Annotated in this window: 24 protein-coding genes, 2 tRNA genes, 1 other RNA gene and 1 pseudogene; 22 read left to right on the plus strand and 6 right to left on the minus strand. The window is 63.8% G+C overall.

Annotation, left to right across the window (positions count from 1 at the left end; translation table 11 throughout):
- Positions 1-120: 120 nt before the first annotated feature.
- The 4 genes from acnA (at position 121) to LZ585_RS10970 (ending at position 4,534) form a co-directional block, all read left to right on the plus strand.
- The gene (gene acnA / locus LZ585_RS10955; RefSeq protein ID WP_234853605.1) at positions 121-2,844 is read left to right on the plus strand and encodes an aconitate hydratase AcnA; all 2,724 of its coding nucleotides are present in this window, start codon (positions 121-123) and stop codon (positions 2,842-2,844) included.
- A gap of 113 nt (positions 2,845-2,957) precedes the next feature.
- An RNA gene (gene rnpB / locus LZ585_RS10960) (RNase P RNA component class A) lies at positions 2,958-3,330 on the plus strand.
- 120 nt (positions 3,331-3,450) lie between these two features.
- Positions 3,451-3,618 carry a 50S ribosomal protein L33 gene (rpmG, locus tag LZ585_RS10965; RefSeq protein WP_089389030.1) on the plus strand — a complete coding sequence of 56 codons (168 nt, stop codon included), beginning with the start codon at positions 3,451-3,453 and terminating at the stop codon, positions 3,616-3,618.
- 178 nt (positions 3,619-3,796) lie between these two features.
- The gene (locus tag LZ585_RS10970) at positions 3,797-4,534 is read left to right on the plus strand and encodes a peptidoglycan-binding domain-containing protein (protein ID WP_234853606.1); all 738 of its coding nucleotides are present in this window, start codon (positions 3,797-3,799) and stop codon (positions 4,532-4,534) included.
- A 6-nt stretch (positions 4,535-4,540) separates the two neighbouring features.
- On the opposite strand, the gene LZ585_RS10975 is transcribed toward LZ585_RS10970, so the two are convergent.
- On the minus strand, positions 4,541-5,416 hold the full coding sequence (locus tag LZ585_RS10975) for a hypothetical protein (RefSeq protein ID WP_234853607.1): 876 nt from the start codon (positions 5,414-5,416) through the stop codon (positions 4,541-4,543).
- 142 nt (positions 5,417-5,558) lie between these two features.
- Here LZ585_RS10975 and LZ585_RS10980 point away from each other — a divergent pair.
- The 3 genes from LZ585_RS10980 to LZ585_RS10990 all read left to right on the plus strand — a co-directional run bounded on the left by LZ585_RS10980 (position 5,559) and on the right by LZ585_RS10990 (position 7,583).
- Positions 5,559-5,634, plus strand: a tRNA-Thr gene (locus LZ585_RS10980).
- Between the two features lie 162 nt (positions 5,635-5,796).
- Positions 5,797-6,714 (plus strand): manganese-dependent inorganic pyrophosphatase, encoded by a 918-nt coding sequence (locus tag LZ585_RS10985; protein ID WP_234853608.1) that lies wholly within the window; start codon positions 5,797-5,799, stop codon positions 6,712-6,714.
- Entirely contained in the window at positions 6,714-7,583 is an 870-nt protein-coding gene (locus tag LZ585_RS10990) for a TIGR01459 family HAD-type hydrolase (protein WP_234853609.1), read from the plus strand. The genes LZ585_RS10985 and LZ585_RS10990 overlap by 1 nt, the downstream gene beginning before the upstream one ends.
- Before the next feature lie 16 nt (positions 7,584-7,599).
- On the opposite strand, the gene LZ585_RS10995 is transcribed toward LZ585_RS10990, so the two are convergent.
- Positions 7,600-8,445: a class I SAM-dependent methyltransferase gene (locus LZ585_RS10995; protein ID WP_234853610.1), complete on the minus strand. Its 846-nt coding sequence runs from the start codon at positions 8,443-8,445 to the stop codon at positions 7,600-7,602.
- Positions 8,446-8,573: 128 nt separating this feature from the next.
- Between LZ585_RS10995 and LZ585_RS11000 the strand changes: the two genes are divergently transcribed.
- From LZ585_RS11000 to LZ585_RS11010, 3 genes are read left to right on the plus strand one after another with little or no spacing between them, the layout of a single operon-like run.
- Positions 8,574-9,017, plus strand: coding sequence for a MaoC family dehydratase (locus LZ585_RS11000; protein WP_234853611.1), 444 nt, complete (start codon positions 8,574-8,576; stop codon positions 9,015-9,017).
- Positions 9,018-9,050: 33 nt separating this feature from the next.
- Positions 9,051-9,980: a bifunctional riboflavin kinase/FAD synthetase gene (locus tag LZ585_RS11005; RefSeq protein WP_234853612.1), complete on the plus strand. Its 930-nt coding sequence runs from the start codon at positions 9,051-9,053 to the stop codon at positions 9,978-9,980.
- Positions 9,980-10,420 (plus strand): YcgN family cysteine cluster protein, encoded by a 441-nt coding sequence (locus tag LZ585_RS11010; RefSeq protein WP_234855815.1) that lies wholly within the window; start codon positions 9,980-9,982, stop codon positions 10,418-10,420. The genes LZ585_RS11005 and LZ585_RS11010 overlap by 1 nt, the downstream gene beginning before the upstream one ends.
- A gap of 48 nt (positions 10,421-10,468) precedes the next feature.
- Here LZ585_RS11010 and LZ585_RS11015 read toward each other — a convergent pair whose 3' ends face one another.
- From LZ585_RS11015 to LZ585_RS11025, 3 genes are all read right to left on the minus strand, one after another.
- Entirely contained in the window at positions 10,469-10,792 is a 324-nt protein-coding gene (locus LZ585_RS11015; protein ID WP_234853613.1) for a hypothetical protein, read from the minus strand.
- 106 nt (positions 10,793-10,898) lie between these two features.
- Positions 10,899-10,973, minus strand: a tRNA-Asn gene (locus LZ585_RS11020).
- Between the two features lie 59 nt (positions 10,974-11,032).
- Positions 11,033-11,893 (minus strand): MBL fold metallo-hydrolase, encoded by an 861-nt coding sequence (locus LZ585_RS11025; protein ID WP_234853614.1) that lies wholly within the window; start codon positions 11,891-11,893, stop codon positions 11,033-11,035.
- 34 nt (positions 11,894-11,927) lie between these two features.
- On the opposite strand from LZ585_RS11025, the gene LZ585_RS11030 reads away from it, so the two are divergent.
- From LZ585_RS11030 to LZ585_RS11080, 11 genes are all read left to right on the plus strand, one after another.
- Positions 11,928-13,268, plus strand: coding sequence for an ATP-binding protein (locus LZ585_RS11030; RefSeq protein WP_234853615.1), 1,341 nt, complete (start codon positions 11,928-11,930; stop codon positions 13,266-13,268).
- A 129-nt stretch (positions 13,269-13,397) separates the two neighbouring features.
- Positions 13,398-15,815, plus strand: coding sequence for an endopeptidase La (gene lon, locus LZ585_RS11035; RefSeq protein WP_234853616.1), 2,418 nt, complete (start codon positions 13,398-13,400; stop codon positions 15,813-15,815).
- A 99-nt stretch (positions 15,816-15,914) separates the two neighbouring features.
- A complete protein-coding gene (locus LZ585_RS11040) occupies positions 15,915-16,313 on the plus strand; it encodes a DUF2147 domain-containing protein (RefSeq protein ID WP_234853617.1) in 399 nt (132 codons plus the stop codon).
- Between the two features lie 208 nt (positions 16,314-16,521).
- On the plus strand, positions 16,522-17,700 hold the full coding sequence (locus LZ585_RS11045; RefSeq protein ID WP_234853618.1) for a tyrosine-type recombinase/integrase: 1,179 nt from the start codon (positions 16,522-16,524) through the stop codon (positions 17,698-17,700).
- Entirely contained in the window at positions 17,693-18,562 is an 870-nt protein-coding gene (locus LZ585_RS11050; protein WP_234853619.1) for a hypothetical protein, read from the plus strand. Before LZ585_RS11045 ends, LZ585_RS11050 begins: the two co-directional genes overlap by 8 nt.
- Positions 18,563-18,924: 362 nt before the next feature.
- Complete coding sequence (locus LZ585_RS11055) at positions 18,925-19,110, plus strand: helix-turn-helix transcriptional regulator (RefSeq protein WP_234853620.1); 186 nt, start codon at positions 18,925-18,927, stop codon at positions 19,108-19,110.
- 107 nt (positions 19,111-19,217) lie between these two features.
- Positions 19,218-19,520, plus strand: coding sequence for a winged helix domain-containing protein (locus LZ585_RS11060; protein WP_234853621.1), 303 nt, complete (start codon positions 19,218-19,220; stop codon positions 19,518-19,520).
- Positions 19,520-19,732: a transcriptional coactivator p15/PC4 family protein gene (locus LZ585_RS11065; RefSeq protein WP_234853622.1), complete on the plus strand. Its 213-nt coding sequence runs from the start codon at positions 19,520-19,522 to the stop codon at positions 19,730-19,732. The genes LZ585_RS11060 and LZ585_RS11065 overlap by 1 nt, the downstream gene beginning before the upstream one ends.
- A gap of 252 nt (positions 19,733-19,984) precedes the next feature.
- Positions 19,985-20,707, plus strand: a complete 723-nt coding sequence (locus LZ585_RS11070) for a DUF7146 domain-containing protein (protein ID WP_234853623.1) — start codon at positions 19,985-19,987, stop codon at positions 20,705-20,707.
- A complete protein-coding gene (locus tag LZ585_RS11075) occupies positions 20,704-22,203 on the plus strand; it encodes a YfjI family protein (RefSeq protein ID WP_234853624.1) in 1,500 nt (499 codons plus the stop codon). The genes LZ585_RS11070 and LZ585_RS11075 overlap by 4 nt, the downstream gene beginning before the upstream one ends.
- A complete protein-coding gene (locus LZ585_RS11080; RefSeq protein ID WP_234853625.1) occupies positions 22,193-22,582 on the plus strand; it encodes a hypothetical protein in 390 nt (129 codons plus the stop codon). The genes LZ585_RS11075 and LZ585_RS11080 overlap by 11 nt, the downstream gene beginning before the upstream one ends.
- A gap of 103 nt (positions 22,583-22,685) precedes the next feature.
- Here the strand turns inward: LZ585_RS11080 and LZ585_RS14965 are convergent.
- Positions 22,686-22,972: pseudogene (locus tag LZ585_RS14965) on the minus strand (transposase); the annotation flags it as partial.
- Between the two features lie 327 nt (positions 22,973-23,299).
- Between LZ585_RS14965 and LZ585_RS11090 the strand changes: the two are divergent.
- Positions 23,300-24,031: a VPLPA-CTERM sorting domain-containing protein gene (locus LZ585_RS11090; RefSeq protein ID WP_234853626.1), complete on the plus strand. Its 732-nt coding sequence runs from the start codon at positions 23,300-23,302 to the stop codon at positions 24,029-24,031.
- The last annotated feature ends 98 nt before the right edge of the window (positions 24,032-24,129 follow it).

Here is a 24,129-nt window from a genome sequence, read left to right on the forward strand (position 1 = left end):
GCTTATGGTATGCGATTGCATACAATTCGCCGCGTGACGCCCTTGCGCAGCCCCGCCGCATGGGGCAAAGCAGGGGCCATCCATGCCCGACCCATCCATTTCGCAGACAGGGAGGCCACCATGCCCATCCAGATCGGAACCGACACCGCCAAGACGCGCCGCAAGCTTTCGGCCGGCGGCAAGGATTACGCCTATTACTCCATCGCCGCCGCGACCGAGGCGGGGCTTGGCGACTTCTCGAAACTGCCCGCCGCGCTGAAGGTGGTGCTGGAAAACCTGCTGCGCTTCGAGGACGGCGGCTTTTCGGTGTCGGTCGACGACATCAAGGCCTTCGGCGAATGGGCCAGCCTTGGCGGCAAGAACCCGCGCGAGATCAACTATCGCCCGGCCCGCGTGCTGATGCAGGATTTCACCGGCGTTCCGGCGGTCGTCGACCTGGCCGCGATGCGCGACGGCATCCTGGGCCTGGGCGGTAATGCGCAAAAGATCAACCCGCTGAACCCGGTCGACCTGGTCATCGACCATTCGGTGATGATCGACGAATTCGGCAATCCGCGCGCCTTCCAGATGAACGTGGACCTGGAATACGAACGCAACATCGAACGCTACCAGTTCCTGAAATGGGGCCAAAAGGCGTTCCAGAACTTCCGCGTGGTCCCGCCCGGAACCGGCATCTGCCATCAGGTGAACCTGGAATACCTGGCCCAGACCGTCTGGGCCGACACCGACCAGAACGGCGACCTGGTCGCATACCCTGACACGCTGGTCGGCACCGACAGCCACACCACGATGGTCAACGGCCTCGCGGTCCTCGGCTGGGGCGTGGGCGGGATCGAGGCCGAGGCCGCGATGCTGGGCCAGCCCGTGTCCATGCTGATCCCGGAAGTCGTGGGCTTCAAGCTGACCGGCCGCATGGTCGAGGGCACGACCGCCACCGACCTGGTGCTCAAGGTCGTGCAGATGCTGCGCAAGCACGGCGTGGTGGGCAAGTTCGTCGAATTCTATGGCGAAGGCCTGGACAACCTGCCGCTGGCCGACCGCGCGACCATTGCCAACATGGCCCCCGAATACGGCGCCACCTGCGGCTTCTTCCCCATCGACGACGAAACCCTGCGCTATCTGCGCAACACCGGCCGCGACGAGGATCGGATCGCCCTGGTCGAAGCCTATGCCAAGGAAAACGGCTTCTGGCGCGGCGCGGATTATGCGCCGGTCTATTCCTCGACGCTGGAACTGGACATGGGCAGCATCGTGCCCGCGATTTCTGGTCCGAAACGCCCGCAGGATTACCTGCCGCTGACGGATTCCGCCCAGACCTTCCGCAAGGTGGTCGCGGATTATCGCAGCGGCGCGCAGGAGGACGGCGAGGTGATGGTCCGCGATGCCGTGCGCACCGTTCCGGTCGAAGGCACCGATTATAGCATCCGCGACGGATCCGTCGTGATCGCGGCGATCACAAGCTGCACCAACACCTCGAACCCTTATGTGATGATCGGGGCGGGCCTGGTCGCTCGCAAGGCGCGCGCGCTTGGCCTGAACCGCAAGCCTTGGGTCAAGACCTCTCTGGCCCCCGGTTCGCAGGTTGTGGGCCAGTATCTCGAGGCCGCTGGCCTGCAAGAAGATCTGGACGCCCTGGGCTTCAACCTGGTGGGCTATGGCTGCACCACCTGCATCGGCAACTCGGGTCCGCTCGGCGATCCGGCGATCACCAAGGCGATCCACGACCACGACCTGGTGGCGACCGCCGTGCTGTCGGGGAACCGCAACTTCGAAGGGCGCATCAGTCCCGACGTGCGCGCGAACTTCCTGGCCTCGCCCCCGTTGGTGGTGGCTTATGCCATCGCGGGCGACCTGAACATCGACCTGACCAAGGATCCGATCGGCCAGACGCCCGAGGGCCGCGACGTCTATCTGAAGGACATCTGGCCCACCAACCAGGAAATCGCCGATCTGGTCCATGCGACGGTGACGCGCGAGGCGTTCCAGTCGAAATATGCCGACGTCTTCAAGGGCGACGAACGCTGGCAGGCGGTCGATGTCACGGACAGTGAAACCTATGACTGGCCGCCGACCTCGACCTATATCCAGAACCCGCCCTATTTCCAGGGCATGGCCAAGGAAGCGGGCGTCATCAGCGACATCGACGGCGCGCGCGTGCTGGCGATCCTGGGCGACATGATCACCACCGACCACATCAGCCCGGCCGGGTCGTTCAAGCCCACCACGCCGGCTGGCCAGTACCTGATCGAACGGCAGGTCGCGCCGCGTGATTTCAACAGCTACGGATCGCGTCGCGGCAACCACGAGATCATGATGCGCGGCACCTTTGCCAACATCCGCATCAAGAACGAGATGCTGGACGGGGTCGAGGGCGGCTATACCAAAGGCCCAGACGGCCAGCAGACTTCGATCTTTGACGCCTCGATGGCCTATCAGGATGCGGGCGTGCCGCTGGTGATCTTTGGCGGCATCGAATACGGCGCAGGCTCCAGCCGTGACTGGGCGGCCAAGGGCACCAACCTGCTGGGCGTCAAGGCGGTCATCGCGGAAAGCTTCGAGCGTATCCACCGGTCCAACCTGGTCGGCATGGGCGTCGTCCCGTTCGAGTTCCTGCCGGGCGAGAACCGCAAGACGCTGGGCCTGAAGGGCGACGAGACCGTGTCGATCCACGGCCTTGCGGGCGATTTCAAGCCGCTGTCGCTGGTGCCCTGCACCATCACCTATGGCGACGGCACGGTGAAGGAAATCCAGCTGAAGGCCCGCGTCGATACCGAGGTCGAGATCGAATACCTCAAGAACGGCGGCGTGCTGCATTACGTTCTGCGCAACCTGGCGAAAAGCTGACCCGTAGGGTGCGTGCTTGCACGCACCTTCGCGGCAAGACCAACGCCCCCGCTGCCGGCCAGCGGGGGTTTTTCATTGACGCAGGGCCACATCGCGGCCATATCGCGCCTTGCGCGGAGGGCTGGATGACCGCGGCAGCAATGTCGAGGAAAGTCCGGACTCCATGAGGCAGTGGTGCCGGGTAACGCCCGGCGGGGGCAACCCCAGGGAAAGCGCCACAGAGAACAGACCGCCCATGTCCGCATGGGTAAGGGTGAAACGGTGGGGTAAAAGCCCACCGGGGGGCTGGCAACAGCGCCCGCATGGCAAGCCCCACCAGGAGCAATGCCGAATAGGGACCGCGCGCGGGGGCAACCCCGCAGGGCCGCCTTGCCCCAGCAGGTCCGGGTAGGCAGCTTGATCCGGCGGGCAACCGCCGGGCCAGAGGAATGGTCATCCAGCCGCGCAGGCGGTGGACAGAATCCGGCTTACAGGCCCTCCGCGCAAATCACGGCCTGGCTTGGGGCGATTCGGGTTGACTTCGGCCCGCCCATGGCTAAAAGGCGGGCTTCAAACGAATTCCACGGGGTCTGCGCCGCGCGATTGCCCCGAAGCAGGAGCAATGACATGGCGAAGCCGACCACCATCAAGATCCGGCTGAACTCGACCGCCGGCACCGGCCACTTTTACGTGACCAAGAAGAATGCCCGCACGATGACCGAAAAGATGACCGTGCGCAAATTCGACCCGGTCGTCCGTCAGCACGTCGAATACAAGGAAGGCAAGATCAAGTAAGGATCCTGCCCGACGGGCTGGCCCCTTTGGGGGTTTTGGCCTGAACTGAAAGGGTGCCCTCGGGTGCCCTTTTTTCGTTGTGCGGCAGACCCTGCCCGGCCCTCGGAACCCGAAGCCCTTCTTTGCGCTATAGCTTTGGCGCCCCGGCTTTGGGGCTTGAACGCGAAAGGGCCTTTCGATGGTCAGAACGATGCTTTCCGCGGCCTTTGCCGCCGCTGTCACCCTGACACCCGTCCATGCACAGGATCTGGGCGATATCGTGGGCGGGGTTGCCCGCCAGTATCTGGAACAGGAACAGGACCGCGCCGCATTCGCGCGGGCGCAAGGCACCGATACACGGGCAGCCTATCAATCCTATCTGCGGCAGTTCCCGAACGGGGCCTATGCCGCGCAGGCGCGCGACCGCGTCCAGCAGCTTGGCGGAACGACAACCGCGCCAGCCGTCCAGAGCCAGGGCGATACGGCAGGGCTGTCCCGCCAGCAGCGCGTGCAGGTCCAGCGGCAACTGAATGGGCTGGGCTATAGCACGAACGGCGCGGACGGCAATTTCGGTCCCGGAACGCGCCGGGCCATCGCCTTGTGGCAACGGGACCGCAATTACGCGCAGACCGGCACCCTGAACGCCGCCCAGGCGAACGAGATCCTGCAAGGAACGGCCACGGCCGCCACCCGGCCCGCCGCGACGACCACCCCGTCCGTCGGCCCTGCCGGAAACGAGGCCGACCTGGGCCTTAGCCTCCAGCAGCGCCGGGCGGTGCAGGCCGGGCTGACCCAGCGGGGTTTCGACACCCGTGGCGTGGACGGCGTATTTGGCCAGGGCACCCGCAATGCCATCGCCTCGTGGCAGCGGGCCAACGACCTGGAAGCAACAGGCTATCTGACCGCCGCGCAATACGACCGGCTGGTGGCGCGCTGACCGCCCTCAGGGCAGGATGAACTCGACCCCGGGAAGGACCGCGATTTCCGCCACGTCGGCGCGATACTGGTCGGTGACGCGGTCCACCAGATCCTGCGTCCATCCCGGCAGGTCGATCACCTGATCCAGCGCGGCGGGCAGGGCATGGGCCTCGATCATCTGCGCCGACAAGGCGCGGCGCCTGGCGATGGTCATCTGGTCCTGCGCGGCCAAGGCGTCCTTCAACTGCCCCAGGCCGGTCTGGTCCAGGATCTCCTCCAGATACATCATTCCGCCTTTCAGCGGCGCGTCCGGGGGGATGCTGCCCACAAGGCGCGCGATCTCGGGCCAGATCAGGGGCACGTCCTCGTGGCACCAGATCACCACGCGGCGACCGGGCACCGCGCGCAGCAGCGCCTGGATCGGATCGCGCCATCGCAGGTCCAAGGGACGGCGGCCCTGCATCAGGACGTGATAGCCGCCCCCGGTAAAGACCGGCAGCACCTCGGCGATCAGGGTGGCGGGGTTGCGGATGGCCAGAAAGAACTCGGCCTCGTGGTCGGGAAACAGGTTGGCAAGCGCCGCCGCCCTTGCGCCCATCTGCGGATACAGCCCCGTCTGCCCCACCACCCGGCCCGGCGCGCCCATGAAGGTCGGCGTGGAGAACACCGCGCGGTCGGGGAATTCGCTGTGCAACACCGCGTCCAGCATGATCTGCTGCATTTCGGCTGTGGCCCGTCCCCCCTTCAGGGACATCAGCGCCTCTTCGAACAGGCCGCGGTGGCGGTTGGGGGTGACGATGTCGGTTCCGTGCTGCATCAGCCAGTCGCGGTTGTTCAGAAGCGTCTTGAGCAGCCTGTCCCCATCCGTGCCATGCACCCCCAGGTGGAACACCATCTGCATATCGGCCCTGCCCCTTGTCTCACCTCAACCCTTGCGGGTGCCGTCGCACAGTAGCGAGGCGATCCGCACAGTCAAACCGCTTTCACCGCTTGCGGAAACCGCCCGCAAGGGCTAGGCAGAAGACGCCGCCCTTGCGCGTCACGCCGGTTTAGCTCAGCTGGTAGAGCAGCTGATTTGTAATCAGAAGGTCGCGGGTTCGATTCCTGCAACCGGCACCAATTCCAAAAGATCATCCCGAACGCACCCTCATGGGGCCTCACCGCATCATGCCCTGGTCAAGGATGCGGCGCGACGGTCTTGGCTGACCCGTCCCCCTTGGACATCGCCCCCCGCACCCCCTATAACGCGCGCGACATCCAGACGCTGCGAAGGTGCATCACATGATCAAGGTCTTCGGCCATACCGCCCCCGATACGGATTCGACCGGTTCCCCCATCATCTGGGCCTGGTATCTGAACGAGGTCCGCAAGACCCCCGCCCAGGCCGTCCTGCAAGGGGAACCCAACACCGAGGCCCTGTGGATGCTGAAGCGGTGGAACCTGGACAAGCCGCAGATCATCGCCGATGTCGCAGCCGGCGACCAATGCGTGATCGTGGACACCAACAACCCCGCCGAACTGCCCGCCAGCCTGGATCAGGCCGAGGTGATCGAGATCATCGACCATCACCTGCTGGCAGGCGGCATCAAGACCCGCACCCCGATCAACATCACCGTGCGCCCGCTGGCCTGCACCGCCACGATCATGTACGACCTGATGGAGGCGGACATGGCCCGCGCACCCGAAGCCATCAAGGGCGCGATGCTGACCTGCATCCTGTCCGACACGCTGGAATTCCGCAGCCCGACCACAACCGCCCATGACCGCGCCGTGGCCGAAAAGCTGGCCGCCGACCTGGGCATCAACATCACCGACTATGCGACAGAAATGTTCGCGGCCAAGTCCGACATCAGCGCCTTCAGCGATGAAACCCTGCTGCGCACCGACAGCAAGGAATACGAACTGGGCGGCAAGCAACTGCGGATCACTGTTCTGGAAACCACCGCGCCGCAGGTGCTGCTGGCACGCAAGGCCGCGCTGCTGGCCGCCATGCCCCGTGTCGCCGCCGAGGATGGCGCGGACGAAGTCCTGTGCTTTGTCGTCGATATCCTGCGCGAGGAAGCGACCCTGCTGATCCCCAACGACTTCGTCCGCCGGCTTGCCGAACGCAGCTTTGGCGTGGCTGTCACCGGCGACAGCGTGGTCCTGCCCGGCGTGATGAGCCGCAAGAAGCAGATCATTCCGGTCCTTGCCCTGTAATGAGCAAGATCATCCAGTCGCTGTCCCAGATCGGCGCCGATTACGACGTGCTGTTCTGCGACCTGTGGGGCTGCCTTCACAACGGCAAGCAGCCCTATCCCGCCGCCGTCGCCGCCCTGCAAGCCTTTCGCGCAGGCGGCGGCAAGGTCGTCCTGATGACCAATGCGCCGCGTCCCAACCAGTTCGTGATTGCGCAGCTTGACCGCATGGGCGTGCCCCGCGACGCGTGGGACATCGTCGTCAGTTCAGGCGATGCCGCGCAAGAGGCGATGTTCGCGGGCGCCGTCGGCCGGAAGGTCTGGCACATCGGCACGGAAAAGGACGACGGTTTCTTCGACGACATTCCCGGCGAATTTGCCGACGCCCCGCCGATCCACCGGGTATCGCTGGAGGAAGCGGAAGGCATCGTCGCCACCGGCCCGTTCGACGAACTGACGGAAACGCCGGGCGATTACCACGACCGGCTGATGGCCGCGCGCGACCGGGGGCTGCCGATGCTGTGCGCCAACCCGGACGTGATCGTGGACATGGGCGAGACGCGGATCTATTGCGCGGGCGCCCTGGCGGAGTATTACGAAGGCCTGGGCGGGCAGTCGCTTTACTTCGGCAAGCCGCATCCGCCGATCTATGACCGGGCGCGGCGGTTGCTGGACCTGGTGCCGGATGCGCGGATCCTGGCCATCGGCGACGGCGTCTTCACCGATGTGAAGGGCGCCCTGGATCAAGGGATCGACGCCTTGTTCGTGACGGGTGGCCTGGCGGCGGACGCGCTTGGGCCTGATGTCGAAAACCCCGATCTTGCCCTGCTGCTGGACTGGCTAGGCGGCCACGCCCTGGCCCCACAATACAGCATCGGCCGGTTGCGCTGACCGATCAGCCCTGCCGTCACGCGCGGCAGGAAAAGACGTGCACGGACGAGGGGATGCGAACCGCGTCCCCCTGTCCGAATGGGGCAAAGGCTGTTTCGATATCGGCGGCAATCGCCGCGCGATCCTCGGCGGTGGCGTTGCACAGCCTCAGCAGGCGCGCCGCAGGTCCGACATGGGTGGCCAGCCTTGCCGCGCCCGCAACCCCGCCGGGCGGGGTCAGGTCGATCTGCCGGGTCTCCCACCGGCCATCCGACAGTCCGGCCCGGTCCATCAGGTCCAGGACATGATCGGGATCGGCGAATGCCATCGGCCCTGGCGCAGTGGAGACCGGATCCGGCTCAACCGCCAGCCGCTGCCCCGCCACCTGTTGCGGAATGGAAAACCAGGGATTTCGCTCCAATCCGTCCCAGGACACAAAGACCATCCGCCCGCCATCCTGCAATGATGCCGCAAGATTGCGGAACGCGGCCACGCTGTCGGCGAAAAAGCTCATCCCGAAGCGGGATATCAGGACATCGTGGCGGTTGGGGGGAAGACGCTCAACCTGGGCATCGCCCAGGCGAAACGTCGCGTTCGCCACACCTTCCGCCTGGCCGCGCTGCCCTGCGCGCTCCAGCATGGGCGCGGCGATGTCCAGGCCCAGCACCCTGCCCGCCGGAACCCTTCGCGCCGCCGCGATCGTGCTTGCCCCGGTTCCGCAACCCACGTCCAGGATATCCTGCCCATCGGCGAAAACAGCCGCATCCAGAAGGACCGCCAGGATCCCCTCCATGGTGGCGTCCAGGCTTGCCTCATGATCGACCCAGGCCCGACCGGCGGGCGAGGTCCAGAATTCTGCCTGTGACTGGTTGCCGCTTTCCATCACTGCCGATCCCTTGCGAAAGGATATTATACTTTGGTGCTGTATATCAGAAATATTCTTGCGCGGTAGAAATTTCGCAGCTATGCAGCATCATTGCCCTGCTATCGGCCAAGCCCATGGAACGCACCATGTTCGACAACCTTCCCCGCGGCACCATCGTCATCGAGGATCTGGAGGTGGGCATGACCCGCTATCTGCAAAAGCAGGTGACGGATCGCGATATCGAATTGTTCGCCGAGGTGTCGACCGACCGCAATCCGGTGCATCTGGATGATGATTACGCCCGCGACACCATCTTCGAGGGGCGAATCGCGCATGGGATGCTGACGGCGGGCCTGATCTCGGCGGTGATCGGGGAACAACTGCCGGGGCATGGCACCGTTTATCTGGGTCAGACGCTGAAATTCATGGCCCCCGTCCGCCCCGGCGACACCGTCCGGGCCGAGGTGACGGTGGAAACCATCGATCATGCGAAACGGCGGGTCACGCTTGCAACCCGCTGCCTCGTGGGTGATACGGTCGTCCTGAAAGGCGAGGCGGTCGTTCTGGCGCCAAGCCGCAAGTTCGACTGACGGGGCTCCTGGCAGCCCCAGTGGGGGCACCCTTTGCAAATCCACCGCGACTGGACTGGACTTCCGGCAGGCGCCCGCGGCGCATCCGTCGCCATGGGCAATTTCGACGGTGTCCATCTGGGCCATCGCGCCGTGATCGAGGCCGCGCGGCAGGCGGCCGACGCCCCCCTGGGCATCGTCACCTTTGAACCCCATCCCCGCCAGTTCTTCGCGCCCGACGCCCCGCCCTTTCGGCTGATGAATTCGGAATCCCGCGCAAACCGCCTGGCCCGGCTGGGGGTGGAACAGCTTTACGAGCTGCCCTTTGGCGCGGTCCTGGCGGGCCTGTCGCCCGATGCCTTTGCGCGCGACGTGCTGGTGGGCGGCCTGGGTGTCGTTCATGTGACCGTGGGCGCGGATTTCGTCTTTGGCAAGGACCGGGCGGGCAATGTGGACACCCTCAAAGACCTGGGCCAACAGTTAGGCTTCGGCGTCACCGGCGTGCCGCTGGTTGGCACGGGCGGCCAGGATTACAGCTCCACCGCCATCCGGCAGGCCTTGGCGGATGGGCGCCCGCGCGACGCGGAACGGATGCTGGGCCACCTGCACCGGATCGAGGGTGAGGTGATCCACGGCAACAAGCGCGGCCGCCAGTTCGGCTGGCCCACCGCGAATATGCAGATGGACGACCTGCACCTGCCGCGCCTGGGCGTCTATGCGGTGGTCGTCGATGTCCTGACGGGGCCTGACAAGCTGTCCTGCCAGGGCGTTGCCAGCCTGGGCGTTCGTCCCATGTTCGGCCGCAACGCCCCGAACTTGGAGGTGCATCTGTTCGACTTCGACGGCGATCTTTATGGCCAGCACCTGTCCGTGGGCCTTGTCGAGTTCCTGCGCGACGAGGCGAAGTTCGACAGCGTGCAGGTTCTGATCGACCAGATCGCCACCGACGCGGACCAGGCCCGCGCGGTGCTGGCGGGCGCATGATGCGCGACAGGTTCTGGGAACTGCCCCTGCCCCAATTGCAGCCCGACGAATGGGAAGCCCTGTGCGACGGCTGCGGCAAATGCTGCCTGAACAAGATCGAATACGAGGATACGGGCGAACTGGCCTTCACCCGCGTGGCCTGCAAGCTGCTGGACGGCGACAAGTGCCAGTGCAGCAGCTATCCGAACCGCCACAACTTTGTCCCCGACTGCGTCGTCCTGACCCCCCGCAAGCTGGCCGAGATCGCCTGGTGGCTTCCCGCCACCTGCGCCTATCGCCTGCGCCACGAAGGACGGCCGCTCTACAAGTGGCACCACCTGGTCTCGGGCGACCGCGAAACCGTCCACAGCGCCGGCGCCAGCGTCCGCGGCTGGACCGTCAGCGAGGTCACCGTCAGCGAGGAAGACTGGGAAGATTACATCATCGAGGACTTGTCCTGACGCGGCAGCCGCAGCTTTTCGCATAACGGTCGACAAGGCGGCAGACGGCTAGCTTTCCTGCTGCCCCAGGCGTTCGAACCAGCCGGCATAGGGGGTATTCTTCACCATCCTGCGGTTCAAGTCCGGTGCGCCATCGTCCCACCAGACAGGCCCGCGCTCGCCCAGGGCGATCTTTGCTTCGTTCACGTCGCGATGCGCGCCGTCCTCGGCCGTCTTGTCGCCTGACATCCGCGCCGCCCCGACCGCCCGTCGCGCCGCCATCAGCGCCTTGACCAGCTGTTCACGTTCCGCATCGGGCAAATGGGGGTTTGCTGCCCGCCACAACCGACCGCGGACGACGATATAGCGATTGTCGGGCGTCAGGGGCGGCATTTAAAGCAGGCTTGGATGGATGTGCAATCTGCGCCAATGCCCAAGGCCGCGTCACGGTTCCACAAATGGATCGCAAGGCTTGGGGTAGCTGATCCTTTTAAGGATTTGGCTCCGGCGGTAGGGATCGAACCTACGACCAATTGATTAACAGTCAACTGCTCTACCGCTGAGCTACGCCGGAACACGGGGGCCGTATAGCAATGGCACGGGGGGGCGTCCAGAGGGGGAAGAACGATTTTTTCACAAAGACACGAATCGGGTCTTCGCACCCAGCACATCAAGCGGGACCACTGCGCCAAGGTCGCTCAGGGCCAGCAGATGCGCCAGGACGTTGCGGGCGGCGGCGGGCATCAGCGCCGGGGCCACCTCATAGATACGGGCCGCAAGCGAGGCGGCATCCGCTGGGCCGTCGCGCAGCGCGGTCAGGATCTGGGCGCTGCGTTGGCGGCGGTGGGCGGCTAGGTCGGACAGGCGGGCCTGCGGGTCCGTTATGGCCTCGCCATGGGCGGGCAGAAGGCGCCGGGGCTGGTGTTGCGCCAGCCGGTCGAGCGAACGCAGGTAATCCGCCAGATCGCCGTCGGGCGGCGAGATGATGGTCGAGGACCAGCCCATCACCACGTCGCCGCAAAAAATCTGGTCGTCCCACAGCAGGCTGACATGGCCGCCGGAATGTCCGGGCGTGTGCAGGGCTGTCAGGTGCCAGCCGTCCCCCTCGATCACCTGCCCGTCGCGCAGGACGATGTCGGGCGCGAACGACAGGTCCAGCCCCTCGCCTCCGCCCACGCCTTCATCCGCCAGCCGCCGCATCATCGGGGATCGCCCCGACAGCGCGCCGCCAAAGGCCAGGACCGGCGCCCCCGTCATCTGCGACAGGCGTGGCGCGCCCGCGCTGTGGTCCAGATGGGCGTGGGTGACGATGATGTGGCTGATCCGGCCCTGCCCCGCTTCCGCGATCGCCGCCAGGTGGCCGGGATGGTCGGGGCCGGGGTCGATCACCGCGACATCCCTGCCGCCCAGCAGAAAGGTCGTCGTCCCCGGCCCGGTCAGCGGCGAGGGGTTCGGGGCCAGGATGCGCAGGGGGTCTTTCGTCCGTTCGTCCATGTCATTAGCCTTAGCACGACAGGCAGGGGTTTCCATGGCAAACCAGGCAGAGGGCGGCTGGCTCAAGGGGTTTCTGCCGCGCGGGCTTTACGGGCGCGCGGCCCTGATCCTGTTCCTGCCGGTCGTGGTCGTCATGCTGGTGGTCAGCGTCATGTTCCTGCAACGCCATTTCGAAGGCGTGACCCGGCAGATGACCACCAGCATGGCGCGCGAACTGGCCTTTGTCGCGGCGCGAATCGACCGCGCCGGCGGCCAGCGGGATGCGGGCCGCGAAATCGCCGTGCCTCTGGAAGTGACCATCGGTATGCCCACCGGCAGCCAAGAAGGCGACAGCCGCCTTTTCTATGACTTCTCGGGGCGCGTGGTGATCGAGGTCTTGCGCGAAACGCTGGGCAATATCCGCGCCATCGATCTGGCAAGCGACGACAAGCGGGTGATCGTCACGGTGGACGGCGCGGCCGGTCCCTATACGCTGGCCTTCGACCGGCGCAGGGTCAGCGCGTCCAACCCGCATCAACTGCTGGTGCTGATGGTCTTCACCTCGCTGCTGATGACCGGGATCGCCACGGTGTTCCTGCGCAACCAGTTGCGCCCGATCCGCCGCTTGGCCGAGGCGGCCGAGGAATACGGCAAGGGCCGGATGGCGCCCTATCGCCCGTCCGGCGCGTCCGAGGTGCGCAGCGCCGGCACGGCATTTCTGGATATGCGCAACCGGCTGGAACGCCAGAACGAGCAGCGCAAGCTGATGCTGTCGGGGATCAGCCACGACCTGCGCACGCCCCTGACCCGGCTGCGGCTTGGCCTGTCGATGATGTCCTCTGACCAGCCGGTGGATGACGAGGAAATCGAGGCGATGGAGGCCGACATCGCGGAAATGAACCGCATGGTCGATGCCTTTCTGGATTATGCCCGCAACGACGCGCAGGACAGCCCGCCCGAGCCGACCCCGGTTGCCGAGTTCATGGACGCCATCGTGGCCGATGCGCAGCGGGCGGGCCAGCGGGTGACGCTGCGCAGCCTGGACGGCGACCGGGCGGGGCGCGCGACGTTCCGCCCCGACACGCTGCGCCGCGCCCTGGAAAACCTGCTGGGCAACGCCGCGCGATACGGCACCCGCGCCGAACTGGATGCGACCCTTGGTCCGCGCAGCCTGCGCATCGGGGTCGAGGATGACGGCCCCGGCATCCCTGACGACAGCGTGGATGCGGCGATGCGGCCCTTTACCCGCCTGGATCCGGCACGCGGGCAAGGCGGGGGCGCGGGTCTTGGCTTGGCGATTGCTGCGGATGTCGCACGCGCCCATGGCGGGCAGTTGCGGCTGGGCCGAGGGCAGCGGCTGGGCGGGCTGCGGGCCGAAATCGTCATCCCGCGATAGGCCGGGCGGAAATAGCTGGCATTTTGCGCGTCATATTGAATGCGGGGGGCCACAGCCCTAGATTGACGAAACGCAGGGGCCGTGTGCCGCCATGACGGGGCCACGGCTTCGGGCAGAAAGGAACGCCTAATGAACGAATTTGCATCTTCGACCTATCCGGTGCTGCCGCTGCGCGACATCGTGGTCTTTCCGCACATGATCGTTCCGCTGTTCGTGGGCCGCGAAAAATCGGTCCGCGCCTTGGAAGCCGTGATGGAATCGGACAGCCCGATCCTGCTTGCCGCGCAAAAGGACGCTTCGGTCGATGAACCCGCGGAAGACGGCATCTTTCGCGCCGGTGTGCTGGCCAATGTGCTGCAACTGCTGAAGCTGCCCGACGGCACCGTCAAGGTGCTGGTGGAAGGGCGCGAACGCGTCCAGATCACCGAATTTGTCCCCAACGACGATCACTTCGAAGCGACCGCCATCATCCTGGACGAAACGCCCGGCGATTCCGCCACCGTGACCGCCCTTGTCCGCACCGTGGCCGAGGAGTTCGAGCGTTACGTCAAGGTCCGCAAGAACATCCCCGAGGAGGTCGTCTCCGCCGTGGCCGAGGCGAAGGAACCCGGCAAGCTGGCCGACCTGGTCGCGGGCCACATGGGCATCGCATTGGACCGCAAGCAGGATTTGCTCGACACGCTGGACGTGGCCGAACGTCTGGAAAAGGTCTATGCCGCGATGCAGGGCGAGATGTCCGTCCTGCAGGTGGAAAAGAAGATCAAGTCCCGCGTCAAGACCCAGATGGAGAAGACGCAGCGCGAGTATTACCTGAATGAGCAGATGAAGGCCATTCAGAAGGAACTGGGCGACGGCGAGGACGGCCAGAACGAGATTGCCGAGCTTGAGGAAAAGATCGCCAAGACCAAGTTCAGCAAGGAAGCCCGCGACAAGGCGGAAGCCGAGCTGAAGAAGCTCAAGTCGATGTCACCGATGTCGGCCGAGGCTACGGTCAGCCGCAACTACCTCGACTGGCTGCTGGCCCTTCCCTGGGGCGTGAAGTCGCGCACCCGCAAGGATCTGGTCGCCGCCGAAAAGGTGCTGGACGCCGATCACTATGGCCTGGAAAAGGTCAAGGAACGGATCGTCGAATACCTGGCCGTCCAGACCCGCAGCCAGAAGCTGAAAGGCCCGATCCTGTGCCTCGTCGGCCCTCCGGGCGTCGGCAAGACCTCGCTCGGCCGTTCGGTCGCCAAGGCGACGGGACGCGAGTTCATCCGCATTTCGCTGGGCGGCGTGCGTGACGAATCGGAAATCCGCGGCCACCGCCGGACCTATATCGGCTCGATGCCGGGCAAGATCATCCAGGCCCTGAAAAAGGCCAAGACGACCAACCCCCTCATCCTGCTGGATGAGATCGACAAGATGGGCCAGGATTTCCGCGGCGATCCTGCAAGCGCGATGCTCGAGGTGCTGGATCCCGAACAGAACGCGACCTTCGTGGACCACTATCTGGAAGTGGAATACGACCTGTCGAACGTGATGTTCGTGACCACGGCCAACAGCTATAATATGCCGGGGCCGCTGCTGGACCGGATGGAGATCATCAGCCTGTCCGGCTATACCGAGGACGAAAAGCGCGAGATCGCGCGCCAGCACCTGCTGCCCAAGCAGATCGCGGCGAATGGGTTGCGCAAGGGCGAATTCGAGGTGACGGACGACGCGCTGACCCACATGGTCCGCTATTACACGCGGGAAGCCGGGGTGCGTTCGCTGGAACGCGAGATCGCCAAGCTGGCCCGCAAGGCCGTGACCGAGATCCTGAAGGGTCAGGTCGAGTCCGTGACGGTCGATGCCGCCAAGGCCGAGGAATACCTGGGCGTGCGCCGCCATCGTTACGGCCTGGCCGAGAAAGAGGACCAGATCGGCGTGGTAACGGGCCTGGCCTGGACCTCGGTCGGGGGTGACCTTCTGCAGATCGAGGCGCTGCGCCTGCCGGGCAAGGGCCGGATGAAGACGACCGGGAAGCTGGGCGACGTGATGAAGGAATCGATCGACGCGGCATCCAGCTTCGTTCGTTCGATCTCGCCGGAAATCGGGGTGAAGCCCCCGGAATTCGACAAGCGCGACATCCACGTCCACGTGCCGGAAGGGGCGACGCCCAAGGACGGACCGTCGGCAGGCATCGCCATGGTGACCAGCGTCGTGTCGGTGATGACCGGCATCCCGGTCCGCAAGGACGTGGCCATGACGGGCGAGGTGACGCTGCGCGGCAACGTGCTGGCCATCGGCGGCTTGAAGGAAAAGCTGCTGGCGGCATTGCGTGGGGGCATCAAGACGGTGATGATCCCAGCCGACAACGAAAAGGATCTGGCCGAGATCCCGGACAATGTCAAAACCGGCCTGACCATCATCCCGGTCAGCAATGTCCGCGAGGTGCTGAAGCATGCCCTGGTGCGGATGCCCGAACCCGTTGAATGGGACGAGGCCGCCGAGGAAGCCGCCGAGGCCGCAAGGACTGCCGCCATGCGGGACGATCGATCCGCCGGTGGGGCCGTCGCACATTAAACAATCAAGCAGGGCCGGGTAACACCGGCCCTGTTTTCATTGGATGTGCCGATCCATGAATCGCGCCCTAAGTCCTAGCCGTTACACCATGGTCATCCGATGAAACCTGCTGTCGTCCTTGCCCTTGCCACACTGGCCTTGTCCGCCGCCCCGGCCTGGGCTGCCGATCCCCTGGCGGGCACCTGGCGCACCCAGCCCGGCAAGGATGGCGGCTTCGGCCATGTCGAAATCCTCCCCTGCGGCGAGGGCCTGTGCGGCACCGTGGTTCGCACATTCGACGCTGCGGGCCACGCGGTCGCGGCTAGCGACCTGGGCGCGTCAGTCCTGGCCGATGTCCTGCCCACAGGCGGCGGCACCTATGGCAAGGGACGCATCACCAACCCGGAAACCGGACGCGGCTATACGGCGCGCTTGACGCTGCGCGGGGATCTTCTGGATGTCGGGGGATGCGTGATGATGATCTGCCGCAATGCCGGGACGTGGCGGCGGGTGAGGTAAACACCATCGCCGCGGCGCAGGCCGAACGCTTGAAAATGCGGGAGGATTTTGGTGGAGCCAAGGTCCACCTAAGTCTAGTCCAGTAGCGTCCGAAGCGATCTAATATCCCCATGTTTCTGCTGGTTTCGCTTGCGAGCCTCGTCCAGTAGCGTCTATTGTTACCCCAAGAAATCCCGTGCGATGCGTGGGGTAATGCGTGGGGGTAGCGGTGGCGAAGCCGAAGAACGGACTGACAGCGCTGTTCGTGAAGAACGTGGCGGAGCCCGGCAAATACGGCGACGGCCACGGGCTCTACCTAATCGTCGGTCCCAATGGTTCGAAGAGGTGGGAGCAACGCCTGACCATCCAGGGCAAGCGGTGCGACTGCGGCCATGGTTCGGTATCCCTGGTCAGCTTGGCCACGGCCCGAGAGAAGGCCATCGACTTTCGGCGCATTGCCCGCGCCGGCGGCGACCCCAGAAGAGGCGATGACCGCGCCGCCATTCCGACATTCGAAGTTGCTGCCCGCGTGGTCCATGGTGAGTTGCTCAGCACTTGGAGCAACGAGAAGCACCGGCAGGATTTCATCAACTCTCTCGAGATGTATGCCTTCCCGAAAATCGGCACAGTCCCGGTGTCCGAGGTCGGCTCCTCCGAGATGCTGAAAGTGCTGTCGCCGATCTGGACGATCAAGCACGAGACTGCCCGGCGCGTCTTCCAGAGAATGGAGACAGTCTTGAAATGGGCGGCGGCAAAAGAATGGCGTGACGGGACACCCGGTGATGTCACCCTCAAGGGGTTGCCGAAGGTTCGAAGGGTCAAGGCTAACAGGAAGGCCCTGCCCTATTCCCAGGTGCCGGAAATGGTGAAGGAGCTGCGTGCCTCAAGTGCAATGCTGCAAACCAAGCTGTGCCTCGAATTCATCATCCTGACCGCCACCAGATCGGCCGAGACAAGGTATGCCCGCTGGCCGGAATTCAACCTGGGCGAGGCGACGTGGACCATCCCTAAAGAGAGGACCAAGATGCGCCGTGACCATACGGTGCCCCTGCCCCCTCGGGCAGTTCAGATCCTCAAGGAAGCACAAAGCCTCTTCGGCACGAGCGCGTTTGTATTCCCCGGCGGCCGCAAGGACCGGCCATTGTCTGACGTGGTCCTCTCAGGTCGCGTGAAAGACATGGGCTATGACGTGACCGTTCATGGCTTCCGCACGTCATTTCGGACTTGGACTCAAGAGCGGACGAACTTCCCCCGAGAAATCTGCGAGGCCGCGTTGGCTCACCTTGTCGGCGATGAAGTCGAGCGGGCATATGCTCGTTCGGACCTGCTGGAGAAGCGCCGCGAGCTGATGGAGGCTTGGGCCGATTACCTGGCAGCGGATCGCAGGAAGGTGGTGCGCATTGGCTGATGAAGTGAGCAAGCGCAGTTCTGCCCTAGATGGTGCGCTGGGCAGAGTAACCCGCAGGCAGGACTTTATTCCTCCACCGGCTTACCCTGCCGACGATGCTCGAACCTTTGCAGCACGGATTGAGGCGCAAGCCAACGCAGAAATGAAGGCTCGATCGGTCATTTATGCGGCGGTATCGAAGTGGGCTGGTGTGCCCGTTGAGCCCGGTGGAAAAATACCAGTTGTCCGCAATGGCCAGATTGTTGAGTGGCGAGGGGCGCTTCTTTCAGATCCAATCGAGCCTATCCTGAGGGCTGCTAGGTTGGCGCCAGTGTCGAGCTTGAAGACCGAGAAAGGGCAACTGGAGAGGCTTCTCGATGCCATGGAGAGCGTTCGTCGAGGAATGGAGGAACTAGATCGGGAATTCGGCCTGACGCTCCGCCGGTCATGGGATTCATGGGAGCGCGGCGCAGGTGAGCCTGTCGACATTGTCCACGCTCTCGGTATCCGGGAGGCACTGAACGTGTCGCTTCATGGCATGATGCTAAATATCCGTCAGCGGCTGAGTGACATTGACGAAGAACTGAGGCTGCAGTCATCCAGAAAAGGAAGACCCCCGCTTCGCCCAGCGTATGAGGCGGCAAGGGAGTTTGCACTTCTTTATACCATGGTCACCGGCAAGCGGCCGACGTGCAGTGTGAGCGACAGCATGGTGTCTGGCGAGTTTGCACCTGCGCTTCGTGACTTGTTCGACGTTTTCGGATGGACTGACATTCGCGGCCCTGGCAACGCGGCCGTTGAAGCCATCACGGACGAGCATCTCCTCACCTACGAAACCCCACAAAAGGGAATTTTTGGCGGACTTTTGGGGTTGGGGCAATAATTGCAACATCCAACAGCGTCCGCCAAGTTCGCTACAGGTCCATGATCGACCATCTACCAGAGCGGGGAGGTTATCCACATAAACCCGACCGCAGTGCAGCTAAAGCAATTGAAACTGCTATGGGAGATGGAGAATCATAGACGTGTAAGGACGGCACATCGTCTTGTGGGGTCCGCAACCCCTGACTACCACGAAAGGGACTGCGGACCAGGTTGGAAGAAGTTTAGCTGCTCGCTTCCAATCCCTTCCTAACACCGCCGTGGCTCTTGCGTCCACGGAAAAGCGAAGTCCTGCACAGCCGTCGGCTGTGCAGTCTCTCAACTTGCCCGGCTTCTGCCGGGTGGAATGGAAGGACTCCTGGTGTGACGAAATTGCTCCGCCTCCCCGCCGTTATCGAGGTAACCGGCCTCGGCCGCTCGACCATCTATGCCCAGATCGCTGATGGAAAATTTCCCGCCCCCGTAAAGCTCGGGGTTCGCGCCGTCGGCTGGCCTGAAACTGCCATCATCGACTGGCTGAACACCCGCCCCAGCGCGGCAGCCGCGTAACGAAACCGCCACCCCTCGGCAAGGGTGACGGTGCATTCGTTAGGCGGTATTGGGGTACCGAAAACATAGCGCACAGCGCCCTTGCCTGCAATAGCAGAGGCAAGGATATGTCGTTCGACAAGCAATGGCCTGCACAGGCATTCACGGTCCAGAACGGACCGGACCATCCTACTGTTGTCATCGTTAAAGGTCGTGACCGGTGGGCACTTGAGGCGCTCATTCGCGCCGGGGCGAAGGGCTGCACGCCCATTGACCACCCCGGCCCGCGCTGGTCGGCCTATGTGTTCAAGCTCCGCAAACAGGGCGTCTGCATCGAGACGCTTCATGAAAGCCATGAAGGCCCGTTCCCCGGCCATCACGCCCGCTACATCCTCCGGTCCAGCGTGACCTTTGGGCGGAGGGCTGCGTGATGGATCTTGGGACCATTCAGAAGAATGCCCGCGAAGAAATCCGGCTTACGGCTGAAACCTTCAAGGGCCATGTCATCATCAACATCCGCGTCTGGTATCAAGATGACGCAGGAGAGATGCGCCCCGGAAAGCAGGGGCTGGCCTTTCGGGTCGACCTGCTACCCACCGTTCTGGAGACCTTGAGTAGGGCCAGGAAAGGGGGCGCCGCATGATGGCGCTCCAGATTTCGCTGCTCTGCCGACGCTACGGGCTTCCCCAGGAGCGTGCTGCCATGCTGGCCAGATTGATCTGGGGGTATGGCGATGAGTAAGGCGCAGACGCTGACCCTTGCCCTTCGCGGCACATGGCGCCGAAGCTACGGCTTGGCCTGCTGCCCGGCACACGGCGACAAGCACCCATCCCTGACCATTGCAGGTGCCCTCTCGGGGCGCCTGCTTCTCTCCTGCAAAGCGGGTTGCAGTTTCATGGACGTTCTTGCAGCTCTGCGTTTGCTGGGTCTCGTAGAAGGTTCGGGCAGCTTCACGCCTCCCAGCCCGGCAGAGATTGCCAAACGCGAGGCCGAAGAACGTGCTGAGGCGGACAGGGCCGAACGCAGGGCGCTGGCAACCTGGCGTGAAGCCCGGCCTATCACAGGCACCGTGGCTGAAACGTATCTACGCGGTCGCGGGATTACCTGTGATTTGCCCCATACGCTGCGGTTTCATCCTGACTGCTGGCACCCGACTGCAAAGCGCTATCCTGCCGTGGTCGCGCTGATCGAAGGCCTACCACGCGCTGCCATTCATCGCACCTATCTGCGGCCGGATGGTAGCGGCAAGGCCGGGGTAGAACCGGCCAAGGCCATGCAGGGCGCAGCCGCAGGTGGCGCTGTGCGCCTTACCGAAGCCGAGGGGCCACTTGTCGTAGCGGAGGGGATAGAAACCGCTCTGAGCCTCGCCAGCGGCCTGCTTTCGCGGCCTGCCACGATCTGGGCTGCTCTGTCAGCACCAAGCATCGCGTCGCTACGCCTGCCCAACATCGCACCCCACCGGCTCACGATTGCCAGCGATGGCGACAAGGCTGGCCAAGAGGCTGCCCATAAGCTGGCTGAACGCGCCGATGCGCTGGGCTGGACTGTCAGCCTGCTTCCCGCGCCGCAGGGGCGCGACTGGAACGATATTTTGCAGATGAAAGGGGCCAGCGCATGAACGCGATGCCCGAACCGATCCCCTTCAAGGCCGAGGGGCCGCAGCCGCTACTTCGGGAAATCCCTCCCGGGGCAGCATATCCTGTTCATGCTCTCGGGCCGCTGCGGCAGGCTGTAGAGGCGGTGCAGGACATCACCCAGGCTCCGCTCGGCATTGCCGCGCAATCGGCGCTGTCTGTGGCATCACTGGCCGTTCAGGGCTTCGCTGATGTGGAAACGCTAGGCGGTGATGCGCCCTGTTCCCTGTTCTGTCTGACCATCGCAGAAAGCGGCGAACGGAAATCGTCCTGCGACCGGCTGCTGATGCGGGGCGTTCGCGACCATGAGAAAGCGCAGGCCGAGATATACCGCGAAGCGGCTGCCGAATTCGAGGTGGCTCGCGAAATCTGGACCGGCAAACGCAAGCGGATGCTGTCCGAAGCCGTTGGGGCTGACAAGGCAAAGGCTACTGGTGCCGAAGCCGATCTGCGCGCCTTGGGGGCGGAGCCGCGCGCGCCTTTACTCCCCAGCGTGACGGCGCAGGAACCCACCTTTGAGGGGCTGCTGAAACTGTTTCAGGCAGGGCGCCCGGCGCTAGGCCTCTTCTCGGACGAAGCCGGTGGTTTCATCGGCGGCCACGCCATGAACAGCGACAACAAGCTGAAAACCATTGCGGGGCTCTCGCAGCTTTGGAATGGCGACACGGTGAACCGCATACGCTCAGGTGATGGCGCCACCTCCTATCCTGGTCGTCGGCTTGCCATGCACCTGATGGCGCAGCCTGTAGCTGCCCGCCCGCTCATGGCTGATCCGCAGGCATCGGGACAAGGCTTCCTGGCGCGTTTCCTGATCACCGAACCTCCCACTGCCATTGGCACCCGTCTGCGCCGGGGACATGACGTGGCAAGCGAGGTAGCCGTTTCTGCCTTCACGGCGCGGCTCAGTGAATTGCTGGCAGCCCCCATGCCTACGGGTGACAGCCCGCAGGAATTGACGCCTGAGCGCCTTCCCTTGTCAGGCGGGGCAAAGGAACTGCTGTGGCGCTTCTATGACGCGGTGGAACGAGCCCAGGGGCAAGGGCAACAGATGGAGCATGTTCGCGCTTATGCCAGCAAGGCGGCGGAGCAGGCGGCGCGCATTGCCGGGGTGCTGACCCTCTGGGCAGACCTGAATGCTTCCGAGGTATCCCCGCAAGCAATGGGTTGGGGTATCGAGCTGGCGCAATTCTATCTGGGCGAGGCCCAGCGCCTGGCTGAGGCAGGGCTTGTATCGGAGGACACTGCGAAGGCCGAGCGGCTGCGTGTCTGGCTGCTGGATAGCTGGCCGCATGATGTGGTGATGCCGAGCGAGATTTTGAACAAAGGCCCGAACGCACTCCGCGAACGTGCAAAGTTGGCTGGACCGCTGGGCGTGCTGGTCAAGACCGGCTGGCTCGCTCCGCTTCCGGAGGGCGAGTTCATCCGAGGCGCTGCTCGCAAGGAAGCCTATCGGATTGTGAGGATTGGCCATGCTCTTTGATGTCAAGGCGGCACTGGCCGAAATCTTGGACGTCGGCGTTGCGATACCCGCGATTTTCGCGATTTCTCAAGAGGAGCCACCGGCCAAATCGCAAGAATCGCGACAATTGCAACCCTCCCGCGTCGATCTGCCCGCACAGGCGGACGACAATGCCTCCGATCCGCCAGCGCTAGTAAGCGCTGACGGCTACTGCCGGACCTGGTCCGGTCGCATCGTTCGGTTGGATGAATGGCGCCGCTTATCCGAATGGGACCGACATGGGCCGGATGGGCGGATGTTCTGCGGCATCTGCAATGAATGGGCCGAGCCGAAGGGGACATGCTCGCAAGCCTCCTGCTGGCGCAGAACTTCATCTCACCGTTCAGGGAGCCAACAATGACGAATAGCAATCGCTCATGGTTGAAGAAAAACGCGGCGGCAATCAGCGCGCGGGTTGCGAGACGAGCATTGGCCTATCGGGAGGATGGCTCATACCAACGGCCTTAACCATTGACTGCTTTAGCGTATTCGCGCGTAGCGATTGATCGGACGCGCTCGGGTCGTTTGCGAAAGCGTTCCATGCGGCGCAGCATCGGTCGACGATGTCGTCGTAGGTGTCGAAGACGGAGATGGCGAGGCAGTTCGCCCGCAGATAGGCCCAGATGTTCTCGACCGGGTTCAGTTCTGGCGCATAGGGCGGGAGCGTCACGATGGTGATGTTGTCGGGGATGCGCAGGGCGCTGGAGCCATGCCAGCCGGCGCCGTCCATCACGAGCACGGCGTGTGCGCCTCAGGCGAAACGAGCCAGATAGGCAAGTAGCCCCGAAGAGAGGTGTCTCGCCGAAGGTTCAGAGGCTGATCTTTGTTACTTTCAGTGGCCCTACTTCTTGCCGTTTTGCTGCTGTGGTTCACTGAAGAACGCCTGAATTTGTCTATGAAATTAGATATAAGCACGGTTGAAGGTCGCCGTCCGACGTCTCTCGGCGTCGGTTCTGGACCCGGCAATGTACTGTTTTTTTGGATAACTCATTAAAAGTAAGCTGGAAACTTCACCAGTAACTGAGTATTGGTGATCTGGGCATTGTAGGTGGCCCAAGTTTATTAAGGGGTACTCAAGATGAGAAAGTTTCTTGGCGCTGCGGCTTCCGTTGCGGTTCTTGTGACTGGGGCACAAGCCTTCGCGGCAACCTTGGTCATTGACAGCTTCGGCGACCAACAGCGCGTTCAGGACACGCCGACGAACAACCCCAACAATTCGCAGGTTGCGGCCGATGTTCTTGGTGGGTTTCGGGATTTGCAAGTCCTTAACACCGATGCGGATGGCAACAATCAAGGGGCTACGGAACTTCACGTTACCGGTGGCAACCTGAAGTTCTCCAACGTGGCGGGTGCACAGGGTGAGGGCTACCTCACCTATGACGGGGATGATGATGCTACTTCCGTCAATACCACTGGATTGGGTGGCGTTAACCTGCTGATCGGTGCCAATCCTTACCTCTTCTTCGCCGAACCGGCAGACGTAAAGTTCGACAACACTGCCTTTTTCCGGGTTGAAGCCTGGGATATGAACGGTGGAACGGCGGTCTACGAAGAAACACTGACGGCATCCTATGATCCGCGGCTGTTCTTCAGCGACTTCACGACCACTGCCGGCTTTGACTTTGGCAACCTTGGCGCGCTGCAGTTCTTCATCAGCTCGACTGGTTTGGCCGACTCGGTAGATGGTGCAATCACTCAGATCGAGGTTCGGGCAGACGATGTTGCCCCGATCCCGCTCCCCGCGTCCGGCCTGTTGCTGCTGGGTGGCATGGGCGGTCTGACCTTCCTGCGCCGGCGCCAGAAGGCCTGATCTTGAAGGCATCTAAGTGGCTGTAGAAAGGGCGCCGCTCCGCTTCCGGATCGGCGCTTTTTGACTGCGGCTGACGTGCTCATCAGAAGAAGTCCCAT

It is taken from the genome of Paracoccus everestensis (assembly GCF_021491915.1).
Lineage (GTDB): Bacteria > Pseudomonadota > Alphaproteobacteria > Rhodobacterales > Rhodobacteraceae > Paracoccus > Paracoccus everestensis.